The sequence below is a fragment of the Rhodococcus sp. NPDC056516 genome (genome assembly GCF_042794655.1).
Lineage (GTDB): Bacteria > Actinomycetota > Actinomycetes > Mycobacteriales > Mycobacteriaceae > Rhodococcus_F.
This window is the reverse complement of record NZ_JBHTTG010000001.1, coordinates 917126-936168: the sequence shown is the minus strand read 5'-3', so window position 1 is coordinate 936168 and position 19043 is coordinate 917126. Positions and strand designations below refer to the sequence as shown.

At 61.3% G+C, this 19043-nt stretch carries 18 protein-coding genes; 5 read left to right on the top strand and 13 right to left on the bottom strand.

Translation table 11 applies throughout. The features are described 5' to 3' along the window. Window positions 1–57: 57 nt before the first annotated feature. Window positions 58–1503, bottom strand: a complete 1446-nt coding sequence (locus tag ACFQ6Y_RS04500) for an aldehyde dehydrogenase (RefSeq protein WP_378629509.1) — start codon at window positions 1501–1503, stop codon at window positions 58–60. 186 nt (window positions 1504–1689) lie between these two features. On the opposite strand from ACFQ6Y_RS04500, the gene ACFQ6Y_RS04495 reads away from it, so the two are divergent. Further along, window positions 1690–2643 carry a TauD/TfdA dioxygenase family protein gene (locus ACFQ6Y_RS04495; protein WP_378629507.1) on the top strand — a complete coding sequence of 318 codons (954 nt, stop codon included), beginning with the start codon at window positions 1690–1692 and terminating at the stop codon, window positions 2641–2643. Window positions 2644–2652: 9 nt separating this feature from the next. Here the strand turns inward: ACFQ6Y_RS04495 and ACFQ6Y_RS04490 are convergent, their stop codons facing one another. Further along, entirely contained in the window at window positions 2653–3207 is a 555-nt protein-coding gene (locus ACFQ6Y_RS04490) for a TetR/AcrR family transcriptional regulator (protein ID WP_378629505.1), read from the bottom strand. A gap of 185 nt (window positions 3208–3392) precedes the next feature. On the opposite strand from ACFQ6Y_RS04490, the gene ACFQ6Y_RS04485 reads away from it, so the two are divergent. Beyond that, window positions 3393–4634, top strand: coding sequence for a cytochrome P450 (locus ACFQ6Y_RS04485; RefSeq protein ID WP_378629502.1), 1242 nt, complete (start codon window positions 3393–3395; stop codon window positions 4632–4634). Then, window positions 4631–4999 (top strand): limonene-1,2-epoxide hydrolase family protein, encoded by a 369-nt coding sequence (locus ACFQ6Y_RS04480; protein WP_378629499.1) that lies wholly within the window; start codon window positions 4631–4633, stop codon window positions 4997–4999. Before ACFQ6Y_RS04485 ends, ACFQ6Y_RS04480 begins: the two co-directional genes overlap by 4 nt. Window positions 5000–5004: 5 nt before the next feature. On the opposite strand, the gene ACFQ6Y_RS04475 is transcribed toward ACFQ6Y_RS04480, so the two are convergent. The 11 genes from ACFQ6Y_RS04475 to ACFQ6Y_RS04425 form a co-directional block, all read right to left on the bottom strand. Next, a complete protein-coding gene (locus ACFQ6Y_RS04475; protein WP_378629496.1) occupies window positions 5005–6390 on the bottom strand; it encodes a lipase family protein in 1386 nt (461 codons plus the stop codon). After that, window positions 6390–7673: a hypothetical protein gene (locus ACFQ6Y_RS04470; RefSeq protein ID WP_378629493.1), complete on the bottom strand. Its 1284-nt coding sequence runs from the start codon at window positions 7671–7673 to the stop codon at window positions 6390–6392. The genes ACFQ6Y_RS04475 and ACFQ6Y_RS04470 overlap by 1 nt, the downstream gene beginning before the upstream one ends. A gap of 297 nt (window positions 7674–7970) precedes the next feature. Then, window positions 7971–9035 (bottom strand): hypothetical protein, encoded by a 1065-nt coding sequence (locus ACFQ6Y_RS04465; RefSeq protein ID WP_378629490.1) that lies wholly within the window; start codon window positions 9033–9035, stop codon window positions 7971–7973. A gap of 1 nt (window position 9036) precedes the next feature. After that, on the bottom strand, window positions 9037–9648 hold the full coding sequence (locus tag ACFQ6Y_RS04460) for a signal peptidase I (protein WP_378629486.1): 612 nt from the start codon (window positions 9646–9648) through the stop codon (window positions 9037–9039). Then, the gene (locus ACFQ6Y_RS04455) at window positions 9645–10250 is read right to left on the bottom strand and encodes a SipW-dependent-type signal peptide-containing protein (RefSeq protein ID WP_378629481.1); all 606 of its coding nucleotides are present in this window, start codon (window positions 10248–10250) and stop codon (window positions 9645–9647) included. The genes ACFQ6Y_RS04460 and ACFQ6Y_RS04455 overlap by 4 nt, the downstream gene beginning before the upstream one ends. A gap of 9 nt (window positions 10251–10259) precedes the next feature. Continuing rightward, a complete protein-coding gene (locus tag ACFQ6Y_RS04450) occupies window positions 10260–11000 on the bottom strand; it encodes a signal peptidase I (protein WP_378531788.1) in 741 nt (246 codons plus the stop codon). Next, window positions 10997–11542, bottom strand: coding sequence for a hypothetical protein (locus ACFQ6Y_RS04445; RefSeq protein WP_378531786.1), 546 nt, complete (start codon window positions 11540–11542; stop codon window positions 10997–10999). The genes ACFQ6Y_RS04450 and ACFQ6Y_RS04445 overlap by 4 nt, the downstream gene beginning before the upstream one ends. Before the next feature lie 15 nt (window positions 11543–11557). Next, window positions 11558–12067 (bottom strand): alternate-type signal peptide domain-containing protein, encoded by a 510-nt coding sequence (locus ACFQ6Y_RS04440; RefSeq protein WP_378531784.1) that lies wholly within the window; start codon window positions 12065–12067, stop codon window positions 11558–11560. Between the two features lie 217 nt (window positions 12068–12284). Beyond that, window positions 12285–13226 carry an Ig-like domain-containing protein gene (locus ACFQ6Y_RS04435; protein ID WP_378531782.1) on the bottom strand — a complete coding sequence of 314 codons (942 nt, stop codon included), beginning with the start codon at window positions 13224–13226 and terminating at the stop codon, window positions 12285–12287. Between the two features lie 776 nt (window positions 13227–14002). Continuing rightward, window positions 14003–15598, bottom strand: a complete 1596-nt coding sequence (locus tag ACFQ6Y_RS04430; RefSeq protein WP_378629478.1) for an amidohydrolase — start codon at window positions 15596–15598, stop codon at window positions 14003–14005. Beyond that, window positions 15595–16551, bottom strand: a complete 957-nt coding sequence (locus tag ACFQ6Y_RS04425; RefSeq protein WP_378531778.1) for a DMT family transporter — start codon at window positions 16549–16551, stop codon at window positions 15595–15597. The genes ACFQ6Y_RS04430 and ACFQ6Y_RS04425 overlap by 4 nt, the downstream gene beginning before the upstream one ends. Window positions 16552–16602: 51 nt before the next feature. Here ACFQ6Y_RS04425 and ACFQ6Y_RS04420 point away from each other — a divergent pair, with 51 nt between their 5' ends. Continuing rightward, window positions 16603–17160: a TetR/AcrR family transcriptional regulator gene (locus tag ACFQ6Y_RS04420; RefSeq protein ID WP_378542716.1), complete on the top strand. Its 558-nt coding sequence runs from the start codon at window positions 16603–16605 to the stop codon at window positions 17158–17160. A gap of 223 nt (window positions 17161–17383) precedes the next feature. After that, on the top strand, window positions 17384–19024 hold the full coding sequence (locus tag ACFQ6Y_RS04415) for an ABC-F family ATP-binding cassette domain-containing protein (protein WP_378629437.1): 1641 nt from the start codon (window positions 17384–17386) through the stop codon (window positions 19022–19024). Window positions 19025–19043: the final 19 nt, after the last annotated feature.

Here is a 19043-nt window from a genome sequence, read left to right as displayed (position 1 = left end):
TGATTCGGCCCCACCTCGAATACCGAAGTGGGGCTGAATCTTTGTGACTTCGCCGGGTCAGGCGGGAAGGAAGATACTCTTGGCTTCGAGGTACGCCGCCAGACCTTCAGGGCCGAATTCGCGCCCCACACCGGAATTCTTGTAACCACCGAAGGGACCAGCGACGTCGAATCGTTGGCAGTTAACCGAGAAGGTCCCGGTCCGGATCTGCCGTGCCACCTCGACGCCGTGTGCAGTGTCCGCGGTCCAAACCGCTCCGGAGAGCCCGAGATCGGAATCGTTGGCAATCGCGACGGCGTGGGCTTCGTCTTCGAACGGTATCAGGCAGACGACCGGCCCGAAGATTTCCTCACGAGCGATCCGCATGGAGTTGTCGACGTCACCGAAGACCGTGGGTTCGACGTACCAACCCGTCGAAAGCCCCTCCGGAACAGACCCTCCCGTCAAGATCTTCGCGCCTTCTGCCTCACCGATTCCGACATAGTCGAGCACTCGTCGCTGCTGGGCCGCGCTGGTCATCGGACCGATCACAGTCGCCGGATCGGTCGGATCGCCAACTTTCATCACCGCGACCGCAGCCGCAAACTTCTCCGCAATCTCGTCATACCTACTGACTGGCAACAGAATACGCGTCAACGCGACGCAGGCTTGACCACTGTTGGCAAAGGATCCCGCCAGGATGTTGGGCAGCGCCTGATCGATATCCGCGTCTTCGAGAACTATCGCAGCCGACTTGCCACCGAGTTCGAGTGTCACCCGTGTGAGATTCGCGGCTGCAGCAGCCATGATCGCCTTACCTGCTGGCACCGACCCGGTGAAGGCCACCTTGCCGATTCCGGGGTGGGACGCCAGATGAGCGCTCACGTCCCGGTCGGCAGGCAAGACGCTGAGCACTCCCTTCGGAAGTCCTGCCTGTGAACAGATTTCGGCCAGCAAGTTCGAATCGAGCGGCGTCTCCGGAGCCGGTTTCAAGATCACCGCACATCCGCTCAGAAGTGCCGGAGCAAGTTTCGCAGCGATCACCAACTGCGGCACGTTCCACGGAACGATTGCTGCCACGACACCCACCGGTTCGTGACGGATCAACATCGGGCCGCCGACGCCCGCACGCGACTCTTCGAACGGAAATTGCGCCGCAACGGCACACGCCGCGCCGTATGCTGCAACGGCTCCCAACACCTGCGTGCGCATCGCCGAACTGGCCGGAGCACCGTTCTGCCGCGAGATCAGCGCTGCGAATTCCTCACTCCTGGCGAGGATCGCGTCCTTGATGCGGGTGACCACCGCGATACGGTCAGCAAGGGGCGTCTGCGCCCACACCCCGGACTCGAATGCCGCCCTCGCGATCTCCACTGCGCGGTCGACATCTGCCGTCGACGCGGCTGGGACCGAACCGATCACGCTCTCCGTATGCGGCGATATCACCTCGATGACGCCGCTACCGGACGGTGTCACCCATTCGCCGCCGATGAATAGTTCCGTGTACTCGACACGTGCTTCCATGCTCACCCACTCCTCAGGTTTAGTGTTCAGCCGATCAGCACCCTGATCACGTGAATCTTCCGTAGACCATCTGATTCAGATCATAAAGTTAATTTGCAATAACGCAACCAAGCATCTTGCCAACCCTTGACACAGTTAAGGATTGAGCCTTACCGTAGCGGAAGACCCCCACCCGAACGAGTAAGGATGACGGACATGACGGCATTCGTGAGCGGACAGATCTACCCGGTAGCAACCGATCCACTCGCTGCTTACGGGCCACTCGTGGCCTCACGCACCGCCGAGGGATTCGACGTATTGCCGTACACGCGTTTCACACTCACTCCGACGACGCCTACCATCGGTGCGGAAATCTCGGGAATCAGCCTGAGCGGCCAACTCTCGGACGAGACGATGTCGGAACTTCGCCGAGCACTACTCGAATGGAAAGTACTCTTCTTCCGCGATCAAACCATCGACCGCAGCGAACACCGAGATTTCGCGAGCCGATGGGGCTCACTGGAGCAACATCCGTTTTTCAAGTACACCCAACCGGGCCAGAGCGAAGCGGACATCGTCACTCTCGCCAAAGATGCGATGACCGGCGGTGTGGAGAACAACTGGCACAACGACGTCAGCTGGCACGAATTCCCCTCGTTCGCAGCGGTCTTGCGTGCAGTCGAGGTTCCGCCAGTCGGCGGCGATACCTTGTGGGCCGATACCGGAGCGGCATACGAACTACTCCCGGAGGGCATCAAAGAACGCATCGATCACCTTGTTGCCGAGCACGATTGGATCAATTCGTTCGGCAAGCACATGGATCCGTCGACAGTGGCGAAGTTGCGCCCACAGTTCCCTGCGGTTCGACATCCCGTGGTGCGGGTGATCCCCGAGACCGGAAGGAAGGTGCTCTTCGTCAATCTCAGCTTCACCCAGAGAATCGTCGGGGTGTCCGAAGCCGAGTCCAACGAGCTACTCACCCTGCTCTACCGGCACGTGCATCGCCCCGAATTCCAAGTACGACTCAAGTGGCGCAAGAATACGATTGCTTTCTGGGACAACCGAACTTGTCAGCACTACGCCGCCAGCGACTACTTTCCTGCTCGCAGAGTGATGGATCGAATCTCGATCGTCGGTGACAGGCCCGTGGGCACTCGCTGACGCGGGCCCTCAGGAACTGACGAACGACTCGACCATCCGCCGTTCGGCGGCCGCGTCTGCGAGAGGCCATGCCAACAGCATCAACACGATCCGAACCACCCACTGCGACTCCTGGCCTTCAGGATCCAATCCTGCAAGTTCCAGTGCAGTACGCGGCAGCAACGGCGAGGACACGAGGTACTCGTCGATTCCGTTGGCCCGCGCTGCCGCAAGGCCGTGGCTCATGGCAGCGTCGGATCTGATCGCGTCGACGGCGACGAGGATCGACTCCACGATCCGCTCGTGGCCGTACAGTGGTTCGACGGCAGTCGCGACCTGGCTCGCCACGGATGCCGCGCCTCGTGACAACAACCCCTCGCGGATCGCGGACTTGCCACCCACGTAGCGGTAGAGCGTTGCCCGCGAACAGCCTGCGCGGGCAGCGACATCGTCGGCGTTGAACCGATCGAATCCCTGTTCTCGAATCAGCTCTGCCGCAGCCGCGAAGATTCGCTCGGTAGCGAGTTCACTGCGGTCACCGCCGGCCAACCAGTCGGCGGCGCGACGCTCGTTCGCACCGGTCACTCTCTGTCACCTCGTCTCACGTTGAGACAGATTCAATCAGAAATCTCTGCGCTGGGGAAGGCGGTGAGCCTTTGACCTGGGAGAAGCACGTACGGCTCAAAGGGCGTGAGATTTTCTTAAAATGCCAGTTCAGAAGCACTTTCCACCTGTTGACTTCTCCTTCCTGGCCGTGAAATCTTCCCTTCGTGACACCATCGACGCTCGACATCAACCCCTTCCTCCCGTCGAACATCGACGACCCGTACCCGCTCTACGAGGTACTCCGGCGCGAGCACCCCGTGTACCGAATTCCTGATACCGACTTCTATCTGGTGTCGACGTGGGAATTGGTCACCGAAGCGGTTTCGCGTACCGACGACTTCTCCTCCAACCTCACCGGCGTGCTGGTTCGTACACCGGACGGTTCGGCCGTGACCTTCGACATGAACGGCGGCGGGCAAGCTGTTCACGTTCTCGCGACTGCCGACGAGCCCGACCATCAGCACCAGCGCAAACTTGTCTTGCCGACGCTGGTCGCCAAACGTATACGATCACTCGAGCCGGCGATGACCGAGTACACGCAGCAGTTGTGGGACAACGGCTCCGACGGTCGACGGATCGAATGGGTCACGTCGGTAGCAGACACGCTGCCGCTGCAGATGGTTGCCACACTGATCGGCCTGCCGGCACTCGACGTCCCCCAATTGCTGACGTGGTCGTACGACAGCACCGAACTTCTCAGCGGCATCGTGACCGCAGAACGGTTGACAGGCGTCGTCACCTCGGCGGCGGAACTCACCGGGTATCTGTACGGCAAATTTCGTCAGGCGCGGAACAACCCGGTCGATGATCTACTCGGAGATCTCGTCCGTTGCTGTGACGCAGGCGAACTCAGCGAGGACGTGGCCGTGCTGATGCTGGTGCAACTCGTCGGTGCAGGTGGCGAATCGACCGCCGGGTTGATCGCGAACTCTGCGCGGCTACTCGCCGAGCGCCCCGCGATACAGGCGCAATTACGCGAGGACCCTCTACTCGTGGGCGCGTTCCTGGAAGAAACGCTCAGGCTCGAGTCACCCTTTCGCGGACATCACCGACATGTCAACGCGGACACAACACTCGGCGACGTGGCGCTACCTGCCGGCAGTCACCTCATACTGCTGTGGGGCTCGGCGAACCGCGATCCTGAGTCATTCACCGAACCACAGGCCATGAACCTCGACAGGGTCAATCCCCGAGCGCATTTCGCCTTCGGCAAAGGAGCACATTTCTGTGTCGGGGCCGCGCTGGCTCGTCTGGAAGCAAAGACCGCGATCGCAGTCCTTCTCGAAAACAGTTCGCACGTCACAATCGATTCCGAATCCCCACCACGTTGGGTCCCCAGCATGTTCGTGCGCCGCCATCAAAGTTTGCACCTGAACGTCTCATCCTGTCGAGAGGTCACACCATGAGCCCTGAAGAACTGGTCACTGCCTTCTGCGCCGAGTGGAAGCTCGGTAGTGCCGAGACAATCGCGTCGTACTTCAGTGAAGATGCTGTCTACCACAATATTCCGATGGCGCCGATCGTCGGGCGCACCGAAATCCTGACTTTCCTGGAAGGCTTCATCTCGGCCTTCGGTGGGATCGAATTCACGATTCATCACCAGTCCGCCAACGGTGCGACTGTACTCAACGAACGTACCGACCGATTCGACCTCGGCGACAAACACGTAGTACTGCCGGTCATGGGAATCTTCGAGATCATGGACTCGAAAATTGTGGCATGGCGTGACTATTTCGATCTTGCACCGATCAACAAACTGTTGGCCGGGTGATTCGCTCAGTTGTCGAAGTTCTGCGCTATCCAGTCGATCGTTTGCATCCCGAACAGGTCTGTGCCCCAGCCGTAGGGGTCTGCGAATGCGCGATCCATACTGCAGTCGGTGGGCTGATAACTCACATCCGTCCCTCGGCTTCTGTACGTGTCCGCAAGCTCACGCGCATCGGCCGCCGGTACAAGTGACATCGGGGAGTCGTCCTTTGCGCACGAAGTTATCAATACCTTCGACGCCGGAGCACCGTGGCCCAGTACGTTGTCGTCGTACGCGCGCTGGAAACTGGGTTCTGCGATCGGATCGATCCCCGGCTCGAAAAGGCTCGCCAGCGGTACGAACGGAAGCGTGAAGTACGCCGGCATCTGGCACTCATCCCGGTACACGTCGGCAATCGCTCGGCCCACGGGATTGAGCTTGTCGTTCAACTTCATCTCGGGGTACCAGGGTTCGAGGCCAAGGAGCGTCGCAAATCCGAAGCCGGCGCCGACCGAGGAATCTGTTGTCTCTATGAATGTTCGGGGCTTGATCACCATTCCCTCGAGGACTGTCGAGACGATGTCGAGTTCCGGTGCGTAGGACTGCGCAGATTCGGCGGCGAACGCAGAACCGACTCCACCACCAGCGATTCCGAACAACGCAATCTCCGCCTCAGGATTCAGCTCGGAATCCTGCACCTGAGATGCTGCACGCACAGCATCCAACTGCGCGTGCCCCGCGAACTTGCCCGCGAAGACGCCGTGAGGATCGCGGTCTCCGTTGTTCCCAACGTCGGATATCACTACGGCATAGCCTTTTCCGAACATCAGTGCCAGCGGACCCAACGCCGACCAGGAGGCGCCGTCCAGCGGATCGCCGCCCGTCCAGTGCGAACTCGGATGACAGTAGCCGCCGACGCTGTCGTTGGCCTCCTGGTAGCTGATGACTTTCTTCTCCGATGCCGGTGTTCCGTCGATCGGGATCATCATGATCCCGGTGCTCACCACCGGTGTCGAACCGTCGATTCCGGTTGTGACGTACATGATCTTGTAGGCGTCGAGCTGTCCCGGTTTGTATCCGGTGAACAGTACATCCACCTTCTTCGACTTCAGGAGGTCACCGGGACGCTCGGCGCCGGTCAACACCGGCTCGTCGTAAAACGGATCATCGGCGGTGAGCGCAGTGAAGATCTCCTCTTCCGATGCGAACTCCCCCGACCTGAGCGCACCCACCGTGAACCCGTTGAAAATCTCTCCCAGAGTTGGAGTATCGGTCCGAAACTCCTGGGATACCGGAGCTTGCGCATCGTCTGGAACACGACTGTCTGGGGCCTCGGCCCCAGCAGTCGCAGGCAGAACCAGCGCAACGGTCAGCGCTACCAGCGGGGCAAGCCTTCGAAATCTGGCACCCGACATCACTGAACCGTCACTTTCAAACTGGAGAGGGCCGATTCGAGAGTTTGTGGGAGGGTCATCATCGGGCGGTGACTCTCCAATTGAATTTCGTAGGGAACACTCAATGTGGCTACGAGCCGTGGCCAATCTTCTTCGACCATCGCTCGGTACTTCGGCAAGAGCTGTGAGGTGATGTAGTCCCACCGGTCCTCGTACACCGACCAGTTCCAATCCGGGAGGGGCAGTGTCACTGTCGCGGTGCGTCCGTCCGCCAGTGTTGTCGCGAACTCGAGAGACCGAAACGAGCGAGGCGGTACGACGCCGGCGACCGAAGGTGAACCGGCGACAGTCGATGCGTAAGTGATCGCCTCTCCCACATCACCTTTGTAGGCGCGCACGGTATCCCACTGGTCACGGATGATCATCCCTTGCTCACGTTGGAGCAGTGCTACATTCCCACGTGCAATCCGATTCGAATCGCCGGAGGCGACATCACGCCAGGCGTCCATGACATCCTGACCGAACAATCCGGCACTCTGCATTTCCTCCAGCGCGGGAAGTCCTTCATCCACGTATGCCTGATGCATAGGCATCAGATCCGAGAAGATGTTCTTCTGCATCACCAGGATCATCCCCAGCACATAATCCAAGTCGTCCGCCGTGACGTTCCTGCCCACCGCGGCGAGTGCGCGCAGCCCTGCCGGCAATTGGTTCAGCGCTTGCACGCCAACCTGATCCGTGACCTGAGAAACTATCGAATTGGCAACATATTGCAGATTCGGAAACGAGTACATGTCCGCCATCAGTTCGAAGTCGATCAGTCCCCCGCCGAAGTCCGCACCAACCTGTCCGCCCATGCCCGCCCACTGCAATTCCGGGTGACCGAGTTGCAGATCCTCGTAGTAGCGGTACGACTTCACCAGATTCGAGCGATTGGCAAGCACTCCGGCGCGCGGATTCCACGATGAGAGACCGATTCCGGCGGCTTCCGTGGCAGCGACCAATCGATACTGAAACAGCAAGGCCGCATAGGATTCCGGACTGCGACCACTGGCGCGGGCTTCTTCCACAAGGGCTTGCAAGGTGCCGAGATCAGTCGGCAACGCGGGATGGACACCGCCCGGACCGTGTTCGGCATTCCGATTCACCAAAGGCAAATTCACGTACTCGTCCAGCTCGGACGCCGACGCTGAAATCTGTACCGAGAGCAACGCGGACATCGCCAGCGCACATGCCGTCGCGGCTGCCAATACGTCGCGCGCCCAACGACGTCGCCGAACACCTGCCCCCAGGTTCATCCGCATATCGATCCCTGTACTCAGGTCGGCATCGCCTCGATCGACGCCGACACCAAAAACTTACTTTGCAGTAAGATAACTCGAGCCCTGAATAGGTGCCAACCCACTGCGAACGCTTCGGGAATCGCTAAACGTCGTTGCCATCTGCAGTTGGTTTATCCCGTTGGCGGGCGGCCGAAACTTCTCCAGCGGGCGATCAGCCGGTTACCTTTTTGCCCGACACCGTCGGAACATGCGGACCTACGACTGTGCCCCCGGGTCCGGAGACTCGGGGGCACAGTCGAGACGTCGAGTGATGAGCCGCTACCCGAAGTCGGGCATGTTCTGCCCGCTGTCCTTGTAGAACTTCCACGTGCCGTCCTGCGGCGACTCCATGATGCGGTAGACCTCGGTTGCCCCGACAATCCACAACTGGCCGTCGTACCAATGCAGAGTGGAGCCCGATTCGACACGGCCACTTGCGAGTTCGTTGCCGTTGGCGTCGACGACCGCAACCTTGTTCCCACCCGCAGTCCAGCCGCCGGTGAGGCCGTCACTCTCGACTGTGTCCGTCAGAACCGGCTTCGGATCAGCCGAGGGAGTGGTCTCCGGAGATGTGGTTTCCGGGGTGGTCGTTGCCGAAGTTGTCGTGCTCGGTGCCGTCGTGGTCGTGGCCTCGGTTGTGCTGGTCGGCTCGGTGGACGTTGTCGGATTGGCGGTCTCGCTCGTGGACGCAGCTTGGGTGGTGGTCGTCTCCGACTCGACAGAATCCGGCTCGGTCGCAACCATCGCTTCGGCCTGCATCCTGCTCAGAGGGTTCGCCCCGTTCGGTGCAGGGGTGCTCGGATCCCAGGTGGAGACGTTCTCCCACGGTTGATTCGCCAACGACGGACCAGTGTCGCCCTGACATTCGGTCCTGTTGGAAGTGAGGTCCTTGTGGGTTATCTCGACAGAGGACCTGAAACCAGATGAGATCGCCGATCCGTTCACGGTGTACACCCGCGCCCACATCACATTGCGACTGCCATGGGTAATTCCACTGATCGACGTTTGACTCGCCGACAGATTATCCGTTCGAACGATGTAGCTCGGGTCGGATTTCCTGACGAATACCACTTTGTATCCCGTGACACCTGGAACCGCGGGCCAGCTCAGGTTTGCTCTACGCCCCAGTAGATCTAATCCTCCCGATGTCGAGCAGTTCACAGTCGAGGTCAAAGGCGTCGGATAGAAGTTGCCCGTCGCCACCTGTGCACCAGTCGAATTGACCACGTCAGTTGGATTGGCCAATGTCCCAGTGGCCTGAGCCAGACCGAAAGCCATTGCAGCAGCGCCGCCGACGGCGATCAACGACCGCAGCGACTTCATGCGGGTGCTAGCCCGTCGCATTTCAATCATTATGAGCCTCCTGAAGCTCCCCGCAGGTTTCGTCAGCATCGACGCGGGCGTCATTTGTAGTGGCGGCGCGGGCATTCTCCAGACGCCGGTCTTTAGTTCGTCCAAATGCGATGACCAGCACCGCGCCTACCAATCCGCCGCCGAGGAAAGTTGCGAGCGGGCTGGAAAGCCAAGCAACGACGTAGCCGAGCCCGCCAACGCTGGCGAACACGCGGTCTGCCTCGGTGATGGTGTAGGGCAGTCGATCAGCCACATTGTTGGCATCGCCCTTGAGCGTGGCGAGCACGGTGTCCGCGCCGGCCGGTTCGAGTTCGACCACGCGATGGGTGATGCGCACGCCTTGGTCGTTGTCGACGCTGATCACGTCGCCGACAGCGAGTTCAGTTGCAGGCACGGTCTTCGCCAGCGCCAGCGCACCGGTGGAGATCGCCGGTTCCATCGAACCCGAGCGAAACACCAGCGGCTTGATCCCGAAGATCAGGGACGCGAGAGTAGCGACGATGCAGATGAGCCCGGCGACCGCAGCCACATTCAAGGCAATTTCCTTGCCACGACTGCGTCCCACGGTCACCTCCTCATCGGTGCTGTCCATCTCGATGATCACTGCCCCGTTGCGGTGAAGTTGAAGCCGAGGTCGGCGATCTTGAATTGCTCGGTCTGACCCGCGGTGGCATCGACGGTGACCTTCACACACACCTGCTCCGACACACCAGCTGCGAGTGACCTGCCCGAGACGAGCGTCGGGTTGCCGGAGAAGGCCTGCTGCGTGCCGATGATCGGTCCCGAACAGGTGCTGCCGTCATTGGCGCCAGTCTGATGGAGGGACACCTTGAGCTTGCCGATCAGCGCGGGTGAGCCCGTGGCAGCGGCGGATACAGCCCACTGAAAGTCGGCCGTTCCGGTGTTCTGTACCGTCAACGCCCCGGCCTCACTCTGGCCTGGCAACATGCTGTTGCGCTTGAGTTCGGTGAACTGGTGGGCAGGCCGCTGATTGTCGATTTTCAGCTGGACCGACGAAGTGCTGAACATTCCGGTGGTCGCGGTAGCGCTGTCGGACCAGGCCGCCATTGTGCCGACCGCTCCGAGGCCCAGGACCATACCCAGTGAGAGCACGGCCCGGGTTCGTATCCAACCGGTCTCGCCCAGACGGCTTCGCATCCGCGCCCCGAGACGCGCCTCGCCGCCCGATTTCTGTTCTGTAGACATTCTGCTGTCCTATTTCGATTCGGAGGTTGGTGCCGATGGGTCGGCGGGCAATACTGGCGCGCCGAACTCCGGGCCGGAGGGAGTCGAGTCGGTGCCGCTTTCGTCGTCATCGGCTTTGCCCCGCTTGTCGCGGATGCCGCTGACGACCATCCACACCGCATATACAGCCAGGCCCGCAGCCACGCCTGTAGTGAGTATCGAACGCGATTGCCCGTTGATCACCGAGTTCACCCGGCCCAGATACGGCACCGAGTAGATGACACGACCACGGATCTGCTCGGGCACCAGCGACCACGAGTCGGCGACGGGGTTGTTGTCGCCGCGAGTATGGATGCGACGCTCACCTTCACCGGTGTAGTAGATGCCCTCGATACGGTGGGTAACCACGGCGGGATCGCCGGAGACAGGCTGGAACGTGATCACGTCCCCGGTGGTCAGATCCTCGTTGGGGGTCGGCTTGACCACGATGAGCGTGCCGGGAGGCATGGTCGGTTCCATCGAACCGGTGAGCACCGTGTACGCGGTCGAGCCGGTGAGTCGAGGGATGACGACCATCACCGCGAGAAGTCCGACCATCAGCAGCAACAGCACCCACGAGACGATGGTGCGAGTCCACCACCAGAGGGTGGTCTTCTCGTCTGCGCCTTGTTCGGGATCATGTTGCCGCTCAGACTTTTCCACGTGTGCGCTGTGCCGGGGTTGGTACTCGGCACGATCGCCCGCGCGCTGGCTTCTCGCGGTGACGGTCATGACTGACTCACCGAGCTTGCGTCGAAAGTGAACGTCGCGTTGGACTGTTGGCTCGCTGCCGCGCCCTGGCCCAACGTGGCCCGCAGGCACAGCACCTGCACCTGACCGGCCGGCACAAGCTGGGCCTGAGCAAAGCCGGCGCCGTCCATGGACCCGTTGTAGAGCTCTGCACCCACATCACCGGTCGCGGTGCATGCTGCCTCGTTGGCCACCTTGGCCACCCGCAGGGTGAGCGGCGGCGGGGTGGCGCCATTGAGAACCACGTCGGAAAGCACGTAGCTCATCTGCACGTTGCCGGAGTTGATCACCGGCAGAGGCATCTGAATGCTGTCGCCCGGGCCCTTGTTGTCCAACTTGAACCCATCGAGGTTGAACTGCTTGACCCCTTCACCGCCGGCAGAGATATCGAGCATGCCCGCCTGAATGGTGGCTCCGGTCGATTCTGCGGTATCGCGCCACAGCGCGCCGGTCTGCTGCACCGAGACGAACCCGATGAGCAGAACCGACGACGCTGCGATCGCCCATTTGTACTGGGTCTTCACGTGACCTTCTTTGGCTTAGTTGAGCGTCTGCTCGAGGGTGACCGCGCCGCCGGCGAGGCTGGCGGTCTTCGTCTGGCCAGTGTTGTCGCCTGCGGTCCCCGCGTTGAACGTGATCGTGGTCGTGAATGTTGCCGCCTGGTCCAGGCCGGCGGTGTACGTCGTCACGGTGCCACTAGCCGGGGCCACGGTCAGCTGGTTCAGTGTGACGAGGTCTCCGGTGACCCCCGTGAGCGAAGGCGTCAACTTCGCCTTCAGGTTCGTGCCAATGAGGTCAATGCTGTAGTTGGCGGTGTAGGTGACGACATCGCCAGGCACGATCAGGTCGCTCGCGGGATTGAAGGTACTGCCGTTGGCCCACTTCCACACGCCAGCGCCGACCTGCTCGACCGACAGCGAACCGGCGCCAACCGTCTGCGGAGCGCCACCGTTAGTGGACGAGTTCCACGCGGCCATGGTTCCGGCACCGCCGGCGAGCAGAACGGCGGCCGCACCAGCGGCGATGGCACCCTTTGTGGTCTTGTTCATCTGGTATTCCTCCTGTGCAGTTCGCGGCGGGACATCCGACGCGCTTGGTTGAGCCCGGGCCGTGCGGATGTGCACTCCGGTGAAACAGCCCCAGGAAGGGGCATGGGAATTGAAGCCGCCGAATTGAATTCGGTGGCCGAGAAGGCTGGCGATGCGCGGAGATATTCGAGATCGCCCCGCGCATCGCGAGGTCTAAGTGGCCGCGTGGGCCGGAGGGCTATCCGCCCAGGCTTCCGAACAGGTCCAGGCTTCCGAGCGAACCGGTGCTACTGCCGAGCGAACCGCTGCTGCTGCCACCCGGATCGGTGGTTTTCGCTGTGACCTTGACCGTGACCGCCGTGGAGGCGGGGCTGGTCCCACCCGCATTTGTCGCCGTGGCGGTAATCGGATGACTGCCGGGCGTGGTGATCGTCAGATTGCAGCTGAAGTTCCCACTCGTATCCGCGGTGGCGGTGCAGGTGGCGCCGCCTCCGGTCACGGTGACGGTACTGTTCGGCTCTGCCTTGCCGGAGACCTTGACGGGTGTGCCCGCCTCTACCTCGGCCGAACCCAGAGTCAAACCGGTCGGCGCACTGGGAGCAACCACGGCGGGCTCGCCCTCCACCAGGACGAGACCCCAGCCGGGGTTGATCTCGTATCCCTGCAAAACTTCGCCGGCAGGGATGCCGATCATGAAACCGGCCATCACGTTGGCGTTCTGTGCGAGAGGCGTTTTCACCAGCTCGATCCGAGTCGACGAATCCGCATTCGGCCCGATCACGAACTGCTGGCCGACCTGGCCGTCGAGCTTGCCCCGCACTGTCGCAGTGCCGCCGCCCGAGACGGACCAGCTCTCACTGAAAAGAGTGAGGGTGGCGGGCAGGTCGCAGACATTACGAACATTGAAGGCCAACTGCGTGCCCTCGTCACCGGGGATCGGGATGTAGTCGGTTCCACTGGGATCGAAGGCCGCTGGCTTCACCCAGGGTCCACCGTCCTGGGACATCTCCAGGCACTGGTCCGTGATGTCGTCGCCCGGGGCGGCCGAGGCGATACCGGGTGCGAGCAACGCACCCGAAGTCGCGAGGAGCAATGCAGCCGGCAGCGCCGCCAACACAGCAGTGGCGCGCCGGGGGAGACGGGATTCGCGTCCGCCCCCGACCGGGAAAAATCGAGGCATGTGAAGACTCATTTCATCTGTCCCGTTGCCGGGTATGGGTGAAGAGACGACGGATCCAGGTACATCCGTCATCGGTGCCGAACGTCGAAAATGCCGAACATCAAAAGTGCCGAACTACAAAGCGCCGAACATGTTGCAGAAAGCTTGCAAGCCGAACCGAGATGCTGTGTATGCCCTCGCTCATACATAGCTACTGTTCCGCTTCGAAATCAATTTTTATCACACGTATCAGCTTTTGTGGTGGTTTTACTGGTCAAACGTTCAGAAGGGATTCCGGAACCCACAAAGCGTGAATATTGCACTCTGACCAGTGCTGTTTGAACTAGTTAGCTGTGCATCGCAACTAGTTTGCAAAATAGTACCTGCGGCCGAAAGGACGATTCGTTCGATTGTCGACGAGAACACGTTCTACATACTCCAGGCTCGCCTGAGCATCCTCACACGCTTGCACACAGATAACAGCGACCCTCGAGCAAACAGAAGGAGTAAACGCATTCGACGAGGAGTCACATCGGTTTCACATGTGCGGCCGAGGAAGGGCGCGATCAAATCACTGCAGGGTCCCGGATCGGCCGGCTATGACAACGCGAGCGCTGGCGAAATCAACACTCCACCAACAGCTTTTCCGCATCATCGAATCGCGAACACGCGCGCCTGGCCCAAAGCACTAGGCCGGGAAGCAAATTCGCTTCCCGGCCCACGTACACCGACAGTCACCGGCGCCGGTAAGGAGTTGACTACCGACACCCAAATGCAAAGTAAAATAAAGTGTGCGACTACGCCTCGAAGACGGTCTCACCGCCGACAACCGTGCGCAGGACCGACAATTCATTCAAATCCACCGAAGCGCTGTTCAACGGATCTCCGTCGAGCACAACAAAATCCGCCAAAAGTCCCACCGCTATCCGACCTTTGTCCGATGACTCACCGGTGAGACGAGCGGCAGCACTCGTGTAGCCGGCCAACGCATCGGACGCGGAAACCCGTTGATCTGCACCCAGAACATGACCTTCTCGCGTCACGCGATGTACGGCTGTGTTCATGGTGAACAGCGGGTTCACCGGAGTGACGGGGCAGTCGCAATGCAGCGCGTAAGCAAGACCGGCCGCCACCACCGACGCCACGGGACTGATCCGTTCGCCGCGACCCGGTCCGAGAAAACGATCGCGGTGCCGGTCGCCCCAGTAGTAGACGTGGTTCACGAAGATCGACGCGACCACCCCGAGTTCGACCATTCGCGCGATCTGATCTTCCCGCAAGGTCTGAACGTGCTCGAGTCGATGCGAGACTTCGACGTCCGGGTGCGCTGCCCGAGCCGCGGTAATTGCGTCCAATGCAAAATCGATGGCTTGATCACCGTTGGTGTGGATAGCAACCTGCCGGCCGGCAACGTGATGCTCCTCGACGAGTGACCCGAGTGCACCTGCCGGGATTGCCATTCCGCCGCAATGACATCCATCCAGATCGTGATAAGGCTCGCTCAGAGCAGCAGTGTGCAACTGAATCGACCCGTCCGAAATGAGTTTGACGCCACCCACACGGATTCGGTCGCTCGGATCGGCGAGCTCACCCAACTGATCGTGCACCCCATGACCCAGATAGAGGCGCGCACGCAGACGCAGGTCACCATCGGTATCGAGTTGCCGGTACGCCTGGTACATCCCGGCCGTGACGTACATATCGTGGAAACTCGTCACGCCCACTGACGCCATGACTTCCTGCGCCCGCAGCATCGCAGTTTTGGATGCATCCGAATTCATTTCCGGAACAAGGCCGTGCACCAGAGACATTGCCGGAATCTCACACAGCTCACCGGTGGGTACACCGTCGCTGTCCCGAATGATGACACCACCCTCCGGATCGACCGTGGTCGAATCGATCCCGGCCTTCTCCAGTGCGATCGAGTTGACATAGATCCCGTGAGCAGACAAGTGCCGCACCAGAATCGGATGCTCGGTGGAAGCCCTGTCGAGATCAGCCGCGGTCAGGCCGCGATCTTCCGCCACGAGGCTGTCGTCGAAGCCCCAGGCTTCGATAGGCTCGCCGACTGGTGTGATCGCGGCCCGCGCAGCCAACGCCGTGATCAGCTCCTCGATGGTGGGGCACGCACCCGTCGTTGCGTCGACCCCACTGAGCATCAAACCCCACATCATCGGATGAAGGTGCGTCTCGATGAACCCCGGAACGACCACCGCTCCGGCAAGATCGACGACAGCGGTGTCGTGATCGGACAACGCCGAGATCTCGGCATCAGTTCCGAGGGCGACGAATCTGCCGTCCTTTACAGCCATTGCGGTCGGGTTGTCGCCGACCGTACTGTCCATGGGCCTGATATCGCCGTTGATGTAGATGCGGTCAGCCGCCGTGGTCATACGCTTGTCTCCATTCGTTTTCCGACAACAGTCGTCGAGGACTTCTTCGGGGGTGTCCGCGTCGCGACAACCACTCCGGCGAGAATCATTCCGGCACCCGCGAGTTGGACGAGTGTCGGGGTCTGCGCAAGCAACACCGCACCGAACAACAGGGCCGACGCCGATTGCAACACGAGGCTGGCGGCGACGGCACTGGCAGGCAGACGCTGACTGGCGCTGGCCACCAACAGCCACCCGATCACCTGAGACACCAACGCGAGCAGCACAAGCCAGCCTTGAGCTACGAGCGAAGGCGTCAGATCCAAAGTTCCACTCACGAGGCCGTAGACACCTGCAGTGAGGGCAGTGGCTCCGGTCGAGACGAACATCGGCAGAGCCGTTCTGCCCGCCGCCCGAGTGGCCAGACCCATGAGGAAGATGTAGACCGCGTAGGCACCCGCCGCGACCATGGCGAACGAGACTCCGACAGCAGGATTCGATCCCGTGAGCGTGGTGCTCGTCCCGGCCACCAGAGCAACTCCGACGAAGAGCAACGGAAGGCTCGCGACCAATTCCCGGCCGATCCGTTGGCGCAGAACAACGTAGCCGAGGATTGCGACGAACAGCACCTGCAGGTTCAGGATCACGGTCGAAAGTCCTGCCCCGATCGAATGAATCGACTCGTGCCAGAGCACCAGATCGATTCCGAGGAAAGCGCCGGCAAGTGAAGACTTCACAATCCAGGGCCCCGAAGACGGCCGGGGTGACCGGCGGCGCTGGACGAGCACGAGTACGCCGAGCGGGACAAGCGCATAGAGGCACCGAAAGAACGCACCCGTCGACGGCGACACCCCGGAGAGTTCGTAGAGCACCGAGGTCAACCCGAGGATGCATGCACCGGTCACGACTACGCGCAGGTCACGACGGCGCAGGTGGTCGCCGGACAACGCGCCCGGCAAAACATCATCACTCATGGTGATAATGTATCACCAACGCGAGGCCTGTCATACAGGGAAGATGCGTGCATGAGAACTCCGGTTACCCGTGAACGCGTGATCGCGGCCGCAGCCGACCTGGTCGACAGCAAAGGCGCCGACGCTCTGGTACTGAGTCAACTCGCCGAGACGCTCGATGTCCGGCAGTCAGCCCTCTACAAACACGTCGACGGGGTCGACGACGTCCAACATCAACTCAGCCTCCTCGCACGCAACCTCCTCGCCGAACAACTGCGCGCCGCCGCGGTCGGCCTCTCCCGCGACGACGCCGTCATGGCGCTTGCCGACGCATGGCGCGCCTTCGTCCGAGCGCACCCCGGCCTCTACGCCATCACCGATCGCTACCCCACCGCTCCGCATCCCGATCTGGTCTCGGCCGTCGGCGAGGTGGTCGACGTCATCAACAAGGTGATCGCGGGATACGGTCTGAGCCCGGATGATTCGGAGCAGGCGGCGTGGTCTCTTCGCAGCGCGCTGCACGGCTTCTGCATCCTCGAATCGGTAGAGGGCCAACCAGCAGGAACCGACCCCGATCGGGTGTATCGACGACTGGTCGAACTTCTCTGCGCCGGCATTGCTCGCATGTAGACAACGCTCGCATGTAAATACCTGCTCCTGTTATCGTCGGATGAAACGACACAGACCAAAAGGATCAGACATGGTTGGTGAACTCGACATCTCCGGATAAAACCGGGCATGACGGCCACCGGTAGACGCTTCGAGCGCTGCCGTCGTGGCCATGTTGTCGTTCACTTACCCGGCTCTTCGCGGAGCAGCGTTGCCGCGCCCGCACGACACCTGAGGTCTATTCATGTCCGATATCTACATCGTTTGCTCGAATCTGTCTTTTGCCTGGCCGGACGACACTCCGGTCTTCGACGAATTGTCATTCACCGTGCCCGGCGGCCGAACCGGACTGGTGGCCCAGAACGGCGTCGGGAAAAGCACTTTGCTCAGACTGATCGCCGGTCAACTGCACCCGCGCTCGGGAAGTGTGTCTGTCGACGGGGTTCTCGGATACCTTCCGCAGGACCTGCCCCTGACGGGTGATCTGACCATTGCCGAGGTCTTGGGCATCGCCCCGACGCTCGCTGCGTTGGACGCAGTCGAATCCGGGGACACACGAGAAGAACACTTCACGACAATCGGGTCCGACTGGGATATCGAGGAACGAACGCGAGCCCAACTCGGTCGACTCGGTTTGGCCGACATGACGTTCGATCGTCGCCTCGACACTCTGAGCGGCGGGCAGGTCGTCTCGCTCGGACTGGCCGCGCAACTCCTGCGACGCCCCGATGTCCTTCTCCTCGACGAACCCACCAACAACCTCGACCTGGACGCGCGCCGCAGGCTTTACGACGTTCTCGACGACTGGAGTGGTTGTCTGTTGGTGGTCAGTCACGATCGAGGACTACTCGACCGCATGGACCGCATCGCCGAACTTCACAGCGGCGAGATCAGCTTCTACGGTGGCAATTTCACCGACTACGAAGTCGCGGCACGCTCGGCTCGCGAAGTGGCGGAGAAGAACATCCGCAACGCCGAGCAAGAGGTCAAGCGCGAGAAGCGCGAGCTGCAGCAGGCCCGAGAACGTGCTTCGCGACGCGCAAGTAACGCCGCCCGCAATCTCGGGAACGCGGGCTTGCCCAAGATCTTTGCGGGGACCATGAAGCGCAATGCTCAGGAGTCGGCCGGCAAGGCCAACGAGACACACCTCGCCCGGGTCGACGCGGCGAAGGACCGACTCGACCAAGCCGGCCGCGCTCTTCGCGACGATCAGACGATTTCGCTCGAACTGCCGGGAACTCACGTACCCGCCGGCCGGACGGTATTCCTCGGTGAGCGAATGCAATTCGCGTTCGACGATCGCGCGATCTTCGCCGACCCCGGGGCTGACCTGGCCATTCGAGGGCCGGAACGTATCGCCTTGACGGGGCCGAACGGCGTCGGAAAGTCGACGTTACTGAGAATCGTCAACGGGGATGTGGCGCCGACTTCCGGTGAGATCAAGCGAGCCGACGGTCGGGTGGCCTACCTGTCGCAAAGGCTCGACCTTCTCGACCCCACGCGCACCGTCGCGGAGAACTTTGCATTGTCTGCTCCGAATCTCCCGGCGCCGGAACGCATGAACATACTGGCGCGCTTCCTCTTTCGGGGTGCGGGTGCTCACCTGCCCGTGGCTGCCCTCTCGGGTGGTGAACGATTGCGAGCTACGTTGGCATGCGTTCTCTTTGCCGATCCGGCCCCACAGCTGCTGCTTCTCGACGAGCCGACCAACAACCTCGACTTGGTGAGTGTCGCTCAACTCGAAAGCGCCCTGAACGCATATCAGGGGGCGTTCGTGGTGGTCAGTCATGACGAGAGGTTCCTGGCCGAGGTGAAGGTCGAACGCTGGCTTCGACTCTCGGACGGCTGTTTGACCGAGGTCGCGGCGCCGGATGTAGTGGACTGACCAAGCGCTGAACAGACGA